Source organism: Xanthomonas sp. WHRI 8393, from assembly GCF_040203315.1.
Classification (GTDB): Bacteria; Pseudomonadota; Gammaproteobacteria; order Xanthomonadales; family Xanthomonadaceae; genus Xanthomonas; species Xanthomonas arboricola.
This window is the reverse complement of sequence record NZ_JBEGGL010000001.1, coordinates 317,311-331,610: the sequence shown is the minus strand read 5'-3', so window position 1 is coordinate 331,610 and position 14,300 is coordinate 317,311. Positions and strand designations below refer to the sequence as shown.

11 protein-coding genes are annotated in these 14,300 nt (G+C 66.9%); 1 reads left to right on the top strand and 10 read right to left on the bottom strand.

From position 1 onward, the window contains the following. Positions 1 to 40 precede the first annotated feature (40 nt). The 7 genes from ABQ137_RS01355 to ABQ137_RS01325 all read right to left on the bottom strand — a co-directional run bounded on the left by ABQ137_RS01355 (position 41) and on the right by ABQ137_RS01325 (position 7,532). Positions 41 to 2,068: a phospholipase D family protein gene (locus ABQ137_RS01355; protein ID WP_349780996.1), complete on the bottom strand. Its 2,028-nt coding sequence runs from the start codon at positions 2,066 to 2,068 to the stop codon at positions 41 to 43. After that, on the bottom strand, positions 2,065 to 2,637 hold the full coding sequence (locus ABQ137_RS01350; protein ID WP_024939492.1) for a YceI family protein: 573 nt from the start codon (positions 2,635 to 2,637) through the stop codon (positions 2,065 to 2,067). Before ABQ137_RS01350 ends, ABQ137_RS01355 begins: the two co-directional genes overlap by 4 nt. Positions 2,638 to 2,640: 3 nt before the next feature. Then, the gene (locus tag ABQ137_RS01345) at positions 2,641 to 3,117 is read right to left on the bottom strand and encodes a SixA phosphatase family protein (RefSeq protein WP_016904234.1); all 477 of its coding nucleotides are present in this window, start codon (positions 3,115 to 3,117) and stop codon (positions 2,641 to 2,643) included. Between the two features lie 14 nt (positions 3,118 to 3,131). Next, a complete protein-coding gene (locus tag ABQ137_RS01340; RefSeq protein ID WP_016904235.1) occupies positions 3,132 to 3,764 on the bottom strand; it encodes a ParA family protein in 633 nt (210 codons plus the stop codon). A 151-nt stretch (positions 3,765 to 3,915) separates the two neighbouring features. Then, entirely contained in the window at positions 3,916 to 4,989 is a 1,074-nt protein-coding gene (locus ABQ137_RS01335) for a hypothetical protein (RefSeq protein WP_349780995.1), read from the bottom strand. Between the two features lie 66 nt (positions 4,990 to 5,055). Then, entirely contained in the window at positions 5,056 to 5,973 is a 918-nt protein-coding gene (locus ABQ137_RS01330) for an AEC family transporter (protein ID WP_016904237.1), read from the bottom strand. A 920-nt stretch (positions 5,974 to 6,893) separates the two neighbouring features. Further along, positions 6,894 to 7,532, bottom strand: a complete 639-nt coding sequence (locus ABQ137_RS01325) for a hypothetical protein (protein ID WP_024939495.1) — start codon at positions 7,530 to 7,532, stop codon at positions 6,894 to 6,896. A gap of 193 nt (positions 7,533 to 7,725) precedes the next feature. On the opposite strand from ABQ137_RS01325, the gene ABQ137_RS01320 reads away from it, so the two are divergent. Beyond that, a complete protein-coding gene (locus ABQ137_RS01320) occupies positions 7,726 to 11,433 on the top strand; it encodes an indolepyruvate ferredoxin oxidoreductase family protein (protein WP_349780994.1) in 3,708 nt (1,235 codons plus the stop codon). A gap of 254 nt (positions 11,434 to 11,687) precedes the next feature. Here ABQ137_RS01320 and ABQ137_RS01315 read toward each other — a convergent pair whose 3' ends face one another. The 3 genes from ABQ137_RS01315 to egtB are packed head-to-tail and all read right to left on the bottom strand — an operon-like array spanning position 11,688 to position 14,245. Next, positions 11,688 to 11,957 carry a DUF3253 domain-containing protein gene (locus tag ABQ137_RS01315; protein WP_349780993.1) on the bottom strand — a complete coding sequence of 90 codons (270 nt, stop codon included), beginning with the start codon at positions 11,955 to 11,957 and terminating at the stop codon, positions 11,688 to 11,690. 15 nt (positions 11,958 to 11,972) lie between these two features. Beyond that, positions 11,973 to 12,959 carry an L-histidine N(alpha)-methyltransferase gene (gene egtD / locus ABQ137_RS01310; RefSeq protein ID WP_039529166.1) on the bottom strand — a complete coding sequence of 329 codons (987 nt, stop codon included), beginning with the start codon at positions 12,957 to 12,959 and terminating at the stop codon, positions 11,973 to 11,975. Further along, on the bottom strand, positions 12,956 to 14,245 hold the full coding sequence (egtB, locus tag ABQ137_RS01305; RefSeq protein ID WP_164740847.1) for an ergothioneine biosynthesis protein EgtB: 1,290 nt from the start codon (positions 14,243 to 14,245) through the stop codon (positions 12,956 to 12,958). Before egtB ends, egtD begins: the two co-directional genes overlap by 4 nt. Between the last annotated feature and the right edge of the window lie 55 nt (positions 14,246 to 14,300).

Below are 14,300 nucleotides of genomic sequence, written 5' to 3'. Positions count from 1 at the left end.
GCGCCGTCTCGATGCCGGCCCCGGGCCGGCATCGCTGCGATCAGAGGATCGGCACCAATCCCGCACCGAAGGCGGTCAGCATCCGCACCAGCAGCCACTTCGGGCCGACGTTGACCTCGGGGAAATCGCCTACCGCCACATAGCACTGCCGGAACTGCGGGTCCTGGCGCTTGAGCGGGAACGGGCAACCCGGCCCCGGCTGGAACTCGTAATTGGTGGCATAGCGCCAGGGCCAGAAATCCAGCACCGGCAAGGCTTCGGACACCTTGCCCACGCTGTAGTTCAATCCGCTCAGCACCGGCGGCTTTTCGCGCGGGGCCACGGTCCAGGCGTTTTCCGGCGCCATGTCGCGCTCGATGCTGGCCGCCAGCGCCTGCGCAAAGCGCGCATCGTCGATCACCACCGCCGCTTCGGTGTTGTAGTTCTCGCTGCGCGGATCGAAGTTGTGCGTGCCGATCACGCCGATGCGGCGGTCCACCACCAACGACTTGGCATGCAGGCCCATGCGTGCACCGGCACGGGTCACCGGCAGCGGCTTGTTGACCGCACGCGTGCCCAGGAACGAGGGCCGTGTCTCGGTGCGCAACACGCGCCGATCGACCTCGCTGCCGCCGGGCGCACGGCCTGCGCCCCCCCCGCTGCCGCGGATCGCAGTGCCGGCCGTGCCACCGCCACCGCCACCGCCACCACTGCCACGCATGGCATTGCCGGCCGCACTGCCGCCGATCACGCGGTTGACCCGACCATCGTCTTCGGCCGGCTCGGCCGCCGCAGGGTTGAGTGGATCGGGCACCAGGTTGGCGTACTCCACCGGCGCGTTCAGCGGGAACGGCTTGAACTCGTAGACGTTGAAGCCCAGCTCGCGCATGTTGCGGCGTTTGAACTTGTACGACAGCGCATACACGATCGGGTTGTCGGTGGCGGCCAGGCTATTGGTCGACACCACGATCCGCGGCGGCTGCGGGCGCTGGCGCAATGCGCGGAAGATCGCCTGCGCCTTGTCGGACAACACCAGATACGGGGTCTGCAGCAGCACTTCCTGCTGCGCGCCGGCAATCAGGCCGTCGAGTTCCGGCGCGGTGGACACCGCCTTGGCGGCGTGCTCCTTGCGGTGCTTCTGCGGCAGGTCGGCCACATACAGCACACGCTGCACCGGCATGGCCGGGGTCACGAACGCATCGCGCACGAACTGCGGATCGCGCGCCTCCTGATCGACCCGCTCCACCCGATCGGGGCGACGGAACGTGGCCGGCGGCATCTTGGGCGCGCCCTGCTCCAGCAGCAGGCGCCCGACATCGTTCAGACGCTCGGCCGGCACGCTGCGGCGCGCGCGCCAGAACGCATCGAAATTGGCGGCCATCGCGCGTACTTCTGGTCCGGCCAGGATCACGTCGCGGTCGCGGAAGTTGTACTCGCTGTCCCAGTCGTAATAGTCGTCCTGGTAATTGCGGCCGCCGACCACGCCGAGCACGTCGTCCACCACCAGCAGCTTGTTGTGCATGCGCTGGTTGAAGCGACGGAAACAGCACACCACGCTGCCGGCATAGTCGAAGTAATTGAGCTTGACCTTGCCGAAGGTCGGGTTGTAGATGCGCAGCTGCAGGTTTTCGTGGGTGCTGGCCAGCGCACCGAGAATCTGCAGATCCGCGATCGCCGAGAGCTGATCGATCAGGATGCGCACCTTGACCCCGCGCTGCGCCGCATCGGTCAACGCATCCAGCACCATCCGCGCGCTGTCGTCCTTGTCGAAGATGTAGGTCTGCAGGTCGATGCTGCGGGTAGCGCTGCGGATCAGGTTGAGCCGCGCCACCAGCGATTCTTCACCGTGATCGACGATGGTGGCGTAATGCCGCGGCGCGGCCGGCGTGGAGGCGGTGATCGCCTCGCCACCCAGCGCGCGCAATGGCGAGAGCTGGGCGCAACGATTGGCCTGCGTGCAGCTGACCACGGTACTGCGGGCAGCGGCCGCCACCCCGGCGGCACGGTTGCGTTCGATTTGCGACAGGCCGGCGCATCCGGTGCCGAGCAACAGCGTTGCCAGCACAAGCACCCTCAACAGGAACCTCACGGGCGCCGCGCCTCCTGCAACCGCCCACGCAGAATGAACGTCACCCTGTCACCCAGGGCCATCTGCCACGCATTCATTCCGTAACGTCCACGCAGGACCGTACCTCGACTGATTACATCGCAATCATAGCCCGGCCGCGCGCATTCAGCCGGCACCACGTGCAGGGTCTCGATGTGGGTGATTCCGCGAATGGTCAGGTTGCCGGTGATGTCGCCGCCCTTCTTCACCACCTCCGCGGTATAGGGAAACGACTCGAATTCCACCACCGGATACTGCGCGACGTCGAAAAAATCCTCGCCGCGCATCCACGCCGTGTAGCGGTCCTTGCCGGGAATTTCCACCTGCGTGGCATCCAGACGGAAGCGCACCTGCTGGCGCCCGTCAGGCAATTCCGCCAATTCACCCCGAAAGCGCGGGAAGAACCCCTCGATCTTCATGCCGAAGCGCGTCCTGATCTCGAACCCGAAGCGCGATTGCACCGGATCGATGGAATGCAGCTTCTGCTGCGCCATGCAGGGAAGAGCGACCCAGAGCGCGAGCCAGGCAAACCAGCGCAGCGACGATGACACGGATCAAGGCCACCAGAAGGCGGTCAGGCGGGCGATGCCCGGTTCGATGGCCGCATCCAGCGGCAGTGCCAGCAGGGCGATCGCGGCGGTCGGCATGCCGCGGTAGTCGCCGGTCTGGCCGCTGTGCATCAAGGCGGCCAGCCGTTCCAGGCCCGGGTTGTGGCCGACCAGCAGCAGGCGCTCGGCATCGCGGTGTTCGTCCACCAGGCTGGCCAGGGTGCCCGGCGTGGCGTCGTAGATCCGCTCGTCCAGGCGTTGTTCGATATAGCCGGTGAGTTCCAGCACCGCTTCCAGCGTCTCGCGCGCACGTCGCGCCGGCGAGCACAGCACGCGGTCGGGCACCAGGCGCTGCTCGCGCAGCCAGCGGCCGGCAGATTCGGCCTCGGCGATGCCGTGCGGGGACAGCGGGCGATCCAGATCGGCCTGGCCGGTATCGGCCGGCTCGGCGTGGGCGTGTCGCAGCAGTATCAGTTCGCGCATGAAAACACTCCGGTCTAGGACTTCTTGAGCCACTTGAACAGCGGCTCCCAGTCCTGTTGATGGTCGCGCACCTGCGCCGAGCGGTAATCGAACAGGCTGCGCCCCAACCCGGCCATCACCACATAGGCCTGGGTGTCGCGCAGCTGGGTTACCAGGGGATAGGGCCAGGCGCCGATCATCTCGGCAGCTTGCTGCGAGGTCTGGGTCCAGGGACGGGCGCGGTTGAGCACCAGGCCCACCGGCAATTTGCGCTGATGCACGCGCGGCACCTTGGCCAGCGTGTTGAGGAAGCCGACCACCGCTTCGATATCGAGCGCCGAGGACAGGACCGGCACCACGATGGCATCGACGTGGTCGAGAAAGCCGCTCAGGTCGTCGGCCATCGCACCGGCCGGAGCATCGATGACCAGCTGGTCGGTACCATCGGGCACCGCGGCCTGCCAGTTGCGCCGGCGGGTGGCGTCGATCGGCAACACCGCACTTTCCAGGCTGGCGCGACGCTGCGCCCAACGCGTGGACGAGCCTTGCGGATCGGCGTCCGCCAGCACGGTGCGCTGGCCCTGCAAGGCCGCATGGGCGGCCAGATTGGTGGCGATCGTGGTCTTGCCGACGCCGCCTTTGGAGCCGGCCACCAGGACTGTCTTCATGCACGCCTCGCTTCCGGGAGCAAGCCGGCAGCGTACACCGCGACGAAGTGAGGAAGTAGTCGAAAGGCGTTAAACGTCCACCGTGATCGCTCTCGCACTGCAGCATCGTCCGCTGGCAGATGGCCGAGGCGACATGCGCCGGCCAAGCGAATTAGCGGGCCTGGCGGCCTGGCGCGCCCGGCTGCCAACCCGCAGGCGGCTGCACTGCAAGGCCTTGACGCTGTAACTGCGCACGCAACGCCGGCACTTCGCCCTGCGTCAGGACGACCTCCAGCTTGTCGGACATGCCATCGACGCCGGACGCGCGGAGCTGCTCCTGCTGCTGTAGCCACTGCAGTTCCCGCACCCGCGCCTGCCAGCGCGTGGCATCAGCGCCGCTGCTCAGTGCCGCCATGCCTCTGCTGCCGATCAGGGCGGTGGCCAAGGTGGACTCGTCATTGGCCACGTTGTTCAGCACGGCCATGCACTCGTCGCGTAACGCGGACGTGACACCGGTGGGGCTGCAGCGCCGCATCAGATCGCCCAGCGCGGGAAGTGCATGTGCAGACCAGGCACCCATCACGAACATCGCCGCCATGTCCGCGCCAGTGGAAGGCATGCCTTGCGCGTCGAGTTGCGCGCGCAGGCTGACCGAGGCCAGCGATGGCCATTGCACGCCGTCGTAGCTGGCATGCAGGGCCTTGCCGAATGCCAGCGCACCGCTGTCGAAATGATCGGACTGCACGGCCGCCTGCCAGGCGCGCTCGGCAGCCGCCTGGTCGCCGCGGCGCTGCGCAGCCGTATAGGCACGCAGATGCACACTGGCGTTGCCGGCATCGGCCTGCTCCAGGAAAGCCAGCGCAGCGCCTGGGTCACAGCGCAACGCAGGTGCGCAACCGGCGGCTTCCATGCGCGCCACCAACGGGTCGCGCGGCCGCGCGTCCAGGGCACGCTGCAGCCAGACGCGCTGGATGGGGGCATAGCCTCCGTCTGCGGCCGACGCCGCGTCGTCCTCGGCATCGACCCACAACAGACCGGCCAGATACAGCTGCCTGGGCTCGCCGCTGGACGCCATGCTGCGCAGGCGTGCCTGCATGGTCTGGCCGACCTGGCGTGCCCATTGATCCACCAGCGGATCGTTGGCCGCAGCCGCTGTGCTCGCAGGCGCTGCCGCCATTGCCGAATGTGCCGCGCAGACGCTGCCAAGCCATAGCAGCGCCGTGGTGATCAAGCGATATCCGTGCATGTGTTGCTCCTGTTCCATATGGGCGCGCAGTGTTGCGGGCCAGCATTTCATACGGACCAGGCCCTATCAAGCCACCAGGCGTGCCAACAGCCAGGCCCATGCAGGCAGGGTCAGCAGCGACAGCAGGATGCTGTAGCCGACCATCGCTGCGGCCAGGCGCGGCGCCAGCCGATGCGTGATGGCCAGCGCGGCGGCGGTGATCATGGTGGGCATGGCCGATTCGAGCACGTTGGTCTGCAGCATCGCGCCATGCAAGCCGAGCGCCAGCGACAGCGGCAATGCCAGGATCGGCATCACTGCCAACTTGAAGGCCAGGCCCACGGCCAAGGGTTTGAGTTCGTCCGCAGGCAGGCGCAACTGCAGCGAAAAGCCCACCGCCAGCATCACCAGCGGCAGCATCGCGTCGGCCAGGCTCTTCAAGCCCGCGCCAATCCAGGTCGGCGGCTGTTCCGGCATCACGGTCAATGCAAACAGCAATGCCCATAGCGGCGGGAAGCGCAGCACGCGCAACAGGATCAGCTTCGCGGTCGGCGGAGTGTCGCCGCTGTAGCGGGCCAGCACATACAGCCCGAACGTCGATAACAGCACGAAGGTGCCGAACTGGTCGTAGACCACCGCATACGGCAGGGCGTGATCGCCGATCAACGCGCGCACCATCGGAAAGCCGATGAAGCTGGAGTTGGTGAACACCACGCACATCAGCAGCGCGGCGTATTCCTCGCGCTTGAACCGGAACAGGCGGCTGCAGCCCCACAGCAGCGGCACGATGATTGCGGTCAGCAACCACGGCGTGGCGATCACTCCACCCAGCGAGGCATCCAGGTGCAACCGCGGCACATAGGTGAGCACCGAGGCTGGCAGGCAGATGTACAGCACGATGCGATTGAGTACATCGGCGCTGTTGTCCGGCAGCACCCGCAAGCGCGCGAACAGCAGGCCGAGCCCCAACATCGCCAGAATCAACGCAAATGCATCCACCGCCATGGCGTGGTCAGGTCCGTGGGAAAGCAGCAATCAGCATCGCATAGTGAGCGTGTCGTGCCTGGATCAGTGACGGGCTGGATCGACGACGGGCTAAATCGGCGAGCACGCCTACGCGTGGCGCAGATCGTTCGCTCAACGCCTGGCAACAGGCATGTCGAGGCTTGCCGCTTCTAGGATCCGGCCCATCACTATCGGACAACGCGAATCCGCACTGCACTTGAGCATGCGCACCGACCACCTCCACGGGTCATTGCCCGCCCACCGTCGCGGGACCTTACGCGGCATGGATGCCGCGTAAGAGCCTACACGGACGTACTTGCGGCGTGTCCTGCGATGGTGGGCGGGCAAGGGCCCTGCAACCCAGCCGCAGATCAACCGCTCTACGATTGAGCTATCGCACGGGCGGCTGCTTCAAAAGACCGACCATCTCGACGGGTCCCTGCCCGCTCACCGTCGCGGGACCTTACGCGTCATGGATGCCGCGTAAGAGCCTACACGGACGTACTTGCGGCGTGTCCCGCGATGGTGGGCGGGCAAGGGCCCTGCAGCCAAGCACAGATCAACCGCTCTACGATCGAGCTATCGCACGGACGACTACCTCAAAAGACCGACCATCTCGACTGGTCCTTGCCCGCTCACCGTCGCGGGACCTTACGCGGCATGGATGCCGCGTAAGAGCCTACAGGGACGTCCTTGCGGCGTGTCCTGCGAGGGTGGGCGGGCAAGGGCCCTGCAGCCAAGCCGCAGATCATCCGCTCTACAACTGATCCATCAGCGCTGACCAATCCTTCCAAGCACGACACCCAAAGCAATGACTTGGAGCGTGGCCGCATTGCCCGCTGGCGCCGGCCGCAAAACGCCGTGCGACGTGATGTACAGCAGCGCGCTACGGGGCTTTCTGCAGCGCGCCCGCCGCCGAGTTACGGAAACGCCGGCGGGTTCGCCTGCCATGCCGCAAAGACCTCGGCCAGGCTGGCGCGTTCGGCCTCGCGCCAATCCGGCAGCAAGGTGGCGTAGCTGGCGGTGCTGCTCCAGCGATCCGGCCAGGTGCGCACTGCGGCGGCATACCACTCGACCGCTTCCTGCTTACGCCCGCTGCGCCATAGCGCCAGGGCGGCGGTGGTCGGCAACCAGGCCGGCGCGGCCGGGCGGCCGTTGGCCAGGCTGGCCCACTGCTGCAAGGCCTTGTCGGGCTGGTCGGCGCGCAACAGATCCCAGCCGTAGTTCCAGGTGATGGCACGGTATTGCTGGCTGCCGTTGGAGACCAGCCCCAGGGCACCCTGGTAGAGCTCGTCGCCCAACTGCGTGCGTCCCCCGGCATAGGCCAGCGAGGCCAGTTGCGCGCGCGGCTCGGCCGCGCGGGCGTCACGCTGCACCATCGCCGCCAGGCGGTCGACCACCGCATCGCCCTGCCCCTGTACCGCGACCACGGCCTTGGTGGTGCCGCGATCTTCGTCGAAATAGAACTCCTTGGGCTTGGGCAGGTTCTGCGCCTGCGCCATCGACCACACGCCCCCGAGCAAGGCCAACATCGCGGCCCATGCGTATTTCCTTTTCACTGGCTTTATCCCCTGACAGCAAACGACCCTTCCCGTCCCCATCGTAACCGCAGCGCGACGGCTGTGCATCCGCATGCAACGGGCGCGTGAAGGGCGACTGTTACACTTTGCACCGCCGTTTTGGAATCCGTCGGGCGGGTCATTGGTTTCAGATGACACGCACCGGGTCCCAGCCACCCTTTCCGGGCACGCCATGACCAGTACTGCTGCACTCTCTTCTCCCGACTCTGCCAACACGCCGGAGCTCGGCCAGGTGGATGCGGATTACACGCTGGAGCACAAGTACACGCGTGCCGACGGGCGCATCTACCTGTCCGGCGTGCAGGCGCTGGTGCGGCTGCCGTTGATGCAGCGCCTGCGCGATGACGCCGCCGGCCTTGCGACTGCCGGCTTCATCAGCGGCTATCGCGGCAGCCCGCTGGGCGGTTTCGACCTGGAGCTGTGGCGTGCGCGCAAGCATCTGGACGCGGCCAGGGTGACCTTCACCCCCGGCCTCAACGAAGACCTGGCCGCCACCATGGTCTGGGGCACCCAGCAGACCAACCTGTTCCCCGGTGCCAAGGTGCAGGGCGTCTACGGCATGTGGTACGGCAAGGGCCCAGGCGTGGACCGCAGCGGCGATGTGTTCAAGCACGGCAACGCCGCCGGCACCTCGCCGTATGGCGGCGTGCTGGCACTGGCCGCCGACGACCATGCCTGCCGCAGCTCCACCCTGCCGCACGGTTCGGAAGAAGAATTCGTCAGCGCGATGATGCCGATCCTCAACCCGGCCGGGGTGCAGGACATCCTGGACATGGGCCTGCTCGGCTGGGCGATGAGCCGCTATACCGGGCGCTGGGTCGGCTTCAAGACCATTGCCGAGACGGTGGAGTCGTCGGCCTCGGTGGATGTGGATCCGTTCGCACGCAGCATCGTGTTGCCGGAGGACTTTGCGCTACCGGCGGGCGGCCTGAGCATCCGCTGGCCGGACCCGCCGGTGGATCAGGAAATGCGCCTGCACCGCTATGCGATCGCCGCCGCACAGGCCTTCGCACGCGCCAACCAGATCGACAAGCTGGTGCTGGATTCGCCGCATGCGCGGCTGGGCATCGTCACCACCGGCAAGAGCTATCTGGACGTGTTGCAGGCGCTGGAATACCTGGGCCTGGATGCGCAGGCCTGCGCGCAGATCGGCATCCGCGTGTACAAGGTCGGCATGACCTGGCCGCTGGAGCCGGTGGGCATCAGCGCGTTCGCGCGCGGGCTCGACGACATCGTGGTGGTGGAAGAGAAAAAGGCCTTCATCGAGCGCCAGATGAAGGAGCTGTTCTACAACTGGCCGGCCAGCGCCGGTGCGCGGCCCAGCATCGTCGGCAAGTACGACGAGCAGGGCGAATGGATCCTGCCGTCCACCGGTGAATTGACTCCGGCCACGATCGCCGCGGTGATCGGCAAGCGCATCCAGCGCTTTGCACTGCCGTCCAGCGCGATGACCGAGTCGATCGAACAGCGGCTGCGCTGGATGGACAGCAAGGAGGCCGAAATGGCCTTGCCGCGCGCGCTGTTCCCGCGCGTGCCGCATTACTGCTCCGGCTGCCCGCACAACACCTCCACCGCGGTGCCGGAAGGCTCGCGTGCGCTGGGCGGAATCGGTTGCCATTACATGGTGACCTGGATGAACCGCTCCACCGACACCTTCACCCATATGGGCGGCGAAGGCGTGACCTGGTCGGGGCAGGCGCCGTTCACCGAAACGCCGCACGTATTCCAGAACCTGGGCGACGGCACCTATTTCCACAGCGGCTCGCTGGCGATCCGGCAGTCGGTCGCCAGCGGCGTCAACATCACCTACAAGATCCTCTACAACGATGCGGTGGCGATGACCGGCGGCCAGCCGGTGGACGGCACGCTCACCGTGCCGGACATCGCGCAGCAGCTGCGCGCCGAAGGCATCCACACCATCGCGGTGGTCAGCGACGACATCGGCAAATGGACGCGCCGGCGCGAGCGCTTCCCCAGCGAGGTGGCGTTCCACGATCGCAGCGAACTGGATGCGGTGCAGCAGCAGTTGCGCACGGTCAAGGGCGTGTCGATCCTGATCTACGACCAGACCTGCGCCACCGAAAAGCGCCGCCGCCGCAAGCGCGGCAAGCTGGTCGACCCGCCCAAGCGCGTCATGATCAATTCGCTGGTGTGCGAAGGCTGCGGCGATTGCGGCGAAAAGAGTTTCTGCGTGTCGGTGCTGCCCAAGGAGACCGAATTCGGCCGCAAGCGGCAGATCGACCAATCCAATTGCAACAAGGATTATTCCTGTGTGTCGGGCTTTTGCCCGAGCTTTGTCACCGTGCATGGCGGTGCGCCGCGCAAGGGCCAACAGCGCGATGCCAGCGCCTTGCTGGGCAACCTGCCCGCGCCGCCGCAACGCACCACGCTGCAACAGCCCTGGAACATCCTCATCACCGGCGTCGGCGGTACCGGCGTGGTGACCATCGGCGCATTGCTCGGCATGGCCGGGCATCTGGAAGGCAAGGGCGCCACGGTGCTGGACCAGACCGGCCTGGCGCAGAAGGGTGGCGCGGTGACCACGCATATCCGCATCGCGCGCCGACCGGCCGATATCCACGCAGTGCGCATCGCTGCCGGCGAAGCGGATCTGGTGCTGGGCTGCGACATGGTGGTGGTCAACGATTACTGGGCCTTGTCCAAGGTGCGCGACGGCCGCACCCAGGTGGTGCTCAACACCTACGAAGCGATGCCGGGCAACTTCACCACCCAGCCGGACCTGCAGTTCCCTGCCGCCGAGATCATTGCCGGCGTGCGCACCGCATTGGGCGGCCAGGAGCCGCTGTTGCTGGATGCCACGCAACTGGCCACCGCGCTGCTGGGCGATGCGATCGCCAGCAACCTGTTCGTGCTTGGCTATGCCTGGCAGCACGGGCTGGTGCCGTTGTCGCATGCGGCGCTGATGCGCGCCATCGAGCTCAATGGCGCGGCGGTGGCGATGAACCAGCAGGCATTTGCGTGGGGGCGCCTGGCCGCGATCGACCTGCCGGCGGTGCAGCAGGCGGCCGGGTTGGGCAAGGGTGGCGAGCGTGCGCATGCACAGGGCGATACGCCGCCAGCGCGCGCACCGGGCAGCTGGGAAGAACACGATCTTGGCGGGCAGACCGCACCGCATGCGCTGGCGCAGAGCGACGGCAACACGCTGCATGGCGATGTCGATGCGCCCACGCATCCGCTCGACGACGAGCAGCTGGCGCAGTCGCTGGACGAAGCCATCGCGCGGCGCGTGGCGTTTCTGACCGACTACCAGGATGCCGCCTACGCACAGCGCTATCGCAGCCTGGTCGAGCGCGTGCGCACGCACGAAGCGCAACAGGCGCCCGGCAGCAGCGCGTTGAGCGAGGCGGTGGCGCGTTACTTCTTCAAGCTGATGGCCTACAAGGACGAATACGAGGTGGCGCGGCTGTATACGCGTGGCGACTTCCAGCGCCGGCTGCAGCAGCAGTTCGAAGGCAACTACACGCTGCGCTTCCACCTGGCACCGCCGCTGTTGGCCAGGAAGGATGCGCACGGCCACGCGATCAAGCGCGAATACGGGCCGTGGATGTTCACTGCCTTCAGGCTGCTGGCGCGGCTGAAGTTCCTGCGCGGCGGCAAGCTGGATGTGTTCGGCTACAGCGCCGAACGGCGTGGCGAGCGTCAGCTGATTGCCGACTACGTGGCAACAGTGGACACGCTGCTGCAACGGCTGGATGCCGACAACGTCGGCCTGGCCGCGCAGATCGCCAGCATTCCCGAACATATCCGCGGCTATGGGCATATCAAGCACGCGCACCTGCAGGAAGCCAAGGCACGCGAAGCGGCGCTGCTGGTGCAGTGGCGCAATCCCAAGGCCCTGCATGTGGTGCAGGCGGCGTAGGTATGCGGATCAGCGTTGCAGGATCAACGCGTTGCGCGCCGACCCGATGAGGTGTTGCCGGTAGTGCGGAGTGACAGGCTGGTGGGTCGTGGCACAGACGCCGCGCAACGGCCGCTGCTGCGTCGACTGATCACGTTTGCCGCAAGACGGCGGTCAGTGCCGGCTGGGGCGATGGGCTGCCGGCGCCGTCATCGATTCGGCAAGGTGTCACCGCCGCGCACGCGAGCGGTGTTGCGCATGCAGCGCCCCACCCGTCATTCGAAATGCCGGCCGCGCCTCAGGCGGACCGGCCCACGCACAGCTCGCACATCGACCACGTCGCCACGTTGGGTGATCTGCACCACGTCGCTGCCGGCCAGATCGGCGGCAACGCTGCGGATCTGCGGCATCAGCGCGCGCCAGCGCGCTTCGTCGCCGCTGAGTGCGCGGGCGACCTCGGACGGGCAGATCGATTGCTCCGGCAGCCGGCCCGCCAGTAGCGCGCGGATGGTCGCGACAATCTGCGCATCGTCGATCCGTTGCACGCCAGACGCCAGAACTCAGAGCGGGCGCAACACGCGCAGGCCGAACCAGTCCTTGGCATCGTTCCAGCCGTGAGTGACTTTCAGCCCCGCAGCGGCGGCGAGTTCGGCAAAGCGCGCGTCGGTGTACTTGTAACTGTATTCGACCTGCATCGCCTCGCCTTCGGCAAATTCGAATGCCTTGCCGCCCACCTGCACGCGCTGGGCACGCTGGCTGATCAGAAAGGTTTCGATGCGGCCGCGTTCGCGCGCATACACCGCGTGGTGGCGGAAGCCGTCCAGATCGAAGTCGCTACCGATCTCGCGGTTGAGCCGCGCCAGCAGATTCAGGGTGAACTCGGCAGTGACGCCGGCCGCATCGTTGTAGGCGGCCTCGATCAACCCGGCATCCTTGTCCAGATCGATGCCGATCAGGGCGCACCCGTCGCTGCCCATGGTCTGGCGCATCGCATCGAGCAACTCGACGGCGGCATCATCGGTGAAATTGCCCAGCGTCGAACCGGGGAAGAACACCAGATGCCGGCGCGCCGGGCGCTGCGCCTGCGGCAGCTGCAGCGGCTTGGTGAAGTCGGTGCATACCGGCAGCATCTGGATCTGCGGGAACTGCTGCGCCAGCCGCGCGGTACTTTCAAGCAAGGCCGTGCGCGAGATTTCCAGCGGCGTGTAGGCCACCACATCGCGCAGGCCCTGCAGCAGCAATTCGGTCTTGCGCCCGCTGCCGCTGCCGTATTCGACCACGTGCACGCCAGCGCCGATCGCCTGCGCGATCGAGGCCATGCTGGCCTCTAGCAAGGCCAGTTCGGTGCCGGTGAGGTAGTACTCCGGCTGCCGGGTGATCGCCTCGAACAGCTGCGAGCCGTGCGCATCGTAGAAATACTTCGACGGCAGCGTCTTGGGCGTTTGCTGCAGCCCGGCCAGCGCGTCGGCGGTGATGTCATCCGGTTGCGGGCGCAGGTCGGTCAGCGCGGCGTGCGCGCGTTGCATGGCATGGGCGGCGGCGTTCAAGGCAGATCCTTGGCAAGGCGCACGCCGGCAAACTGCCAACGCGCATCGGAGGGAAAAAAGTTGCGGTAACTGGCGCGGACGTGGCTAGCCGGCGTGGCACAGCTGCCACCGCGCAGCACCCATTGCGCATTCATGAATTTGCCGTTGTATTCGCCCAGCGACCCGGGCCACGGCGCAAAGCCGGGATACGGCAGGTAGGCGCTGCCGGTCCATTCCCAGACATCGCCGAATAACTGCTGCAGGCCGGTATCCACCGCGTCGGCGCCGCGCGGATGCAAGGCGTCGCTATCGACGAAATTGCCCTGCACCGGCACACCGGTGGCGGCCTGTTCCCACTCGGCTTCGGTGGGCAGGCGTGCGCCGGCCCAGCGCGCGAACGCATCGGCTTCGAACAGGCTCAGATGGCATACCGGCGCATGCGCGTCGCGCGGGCGCCAGCCATCCAGGGTGAACTCGCGTCCGTCCGCGTCCCAATACAGCGGGTGCTGCCAGCCTTGCGCCTGCACCATCGCCCAGCCATCGCTGAGCCAGGCACCGGCACTGCGGTAGCCACCGGCGTCGATGAACTGCTGGAACTCGGCGTTGCTGACCACCCGATGCGCCAACGCATGCGCACCGACCAGCACGCGGTGGCGCGGCGACTCGTTGTCGTAGGCGAAGGTGTCGGCCTGCGGCCATGCCGCTGCGCCGATCTCCACGATCTGTTCGTCGCGTGCCTGCCAGCGCAGCGTGCTGGCGACGGCCGCAGGCGGTGCCGGCGCATCGCGGTACGCCGGCTGCAGCGGATTGCTCCACAGCGCGTGCTTGATATCGGTCAACAGCAATTCCTGGTGCTGCTGCTCGTGCTGGATGCCGAGCTGCACGATGGTGCAAGCCTGCGCGTCCAACACCCCGTCACGCAGGCGCTGCTGCATCTGCGCATCGACTGCGGCCCGGTAGTCGCGCACCTGCTGCAACGACGGCCGCGACAACACTCCGCGACGCGCGCGCGCGTGCATCGGGCCCACGCTCTGGTAGTAGCTGTTGAACAGGAAATCCCAGGCCGGGTCGAACACACGGTAGGCCGGATCGGCCTGCAGCACGAAGCGTTCGAAAAACCAGGTGGTGTGTGCCAGATGCCATTTGCTGGGGCTGGCGTCGGGCATGCTCTGCACCATTGCGTCTTCAGCGCTCAGGGGTGCGGCGAGGCGATCGCTCAGCGCGCGGGTCTGCGCGTAGCGTTCCAGCAGCGTCAGCTGCTGTTGCTGGTGGTGGCCCAGCAGAGATGAGAGTGCAGACATCGCCATATGCTTGAGGAGCGCCTGTGAACGCGCCGTGTCGGCAGCGTGGCAGCCAGCGGTA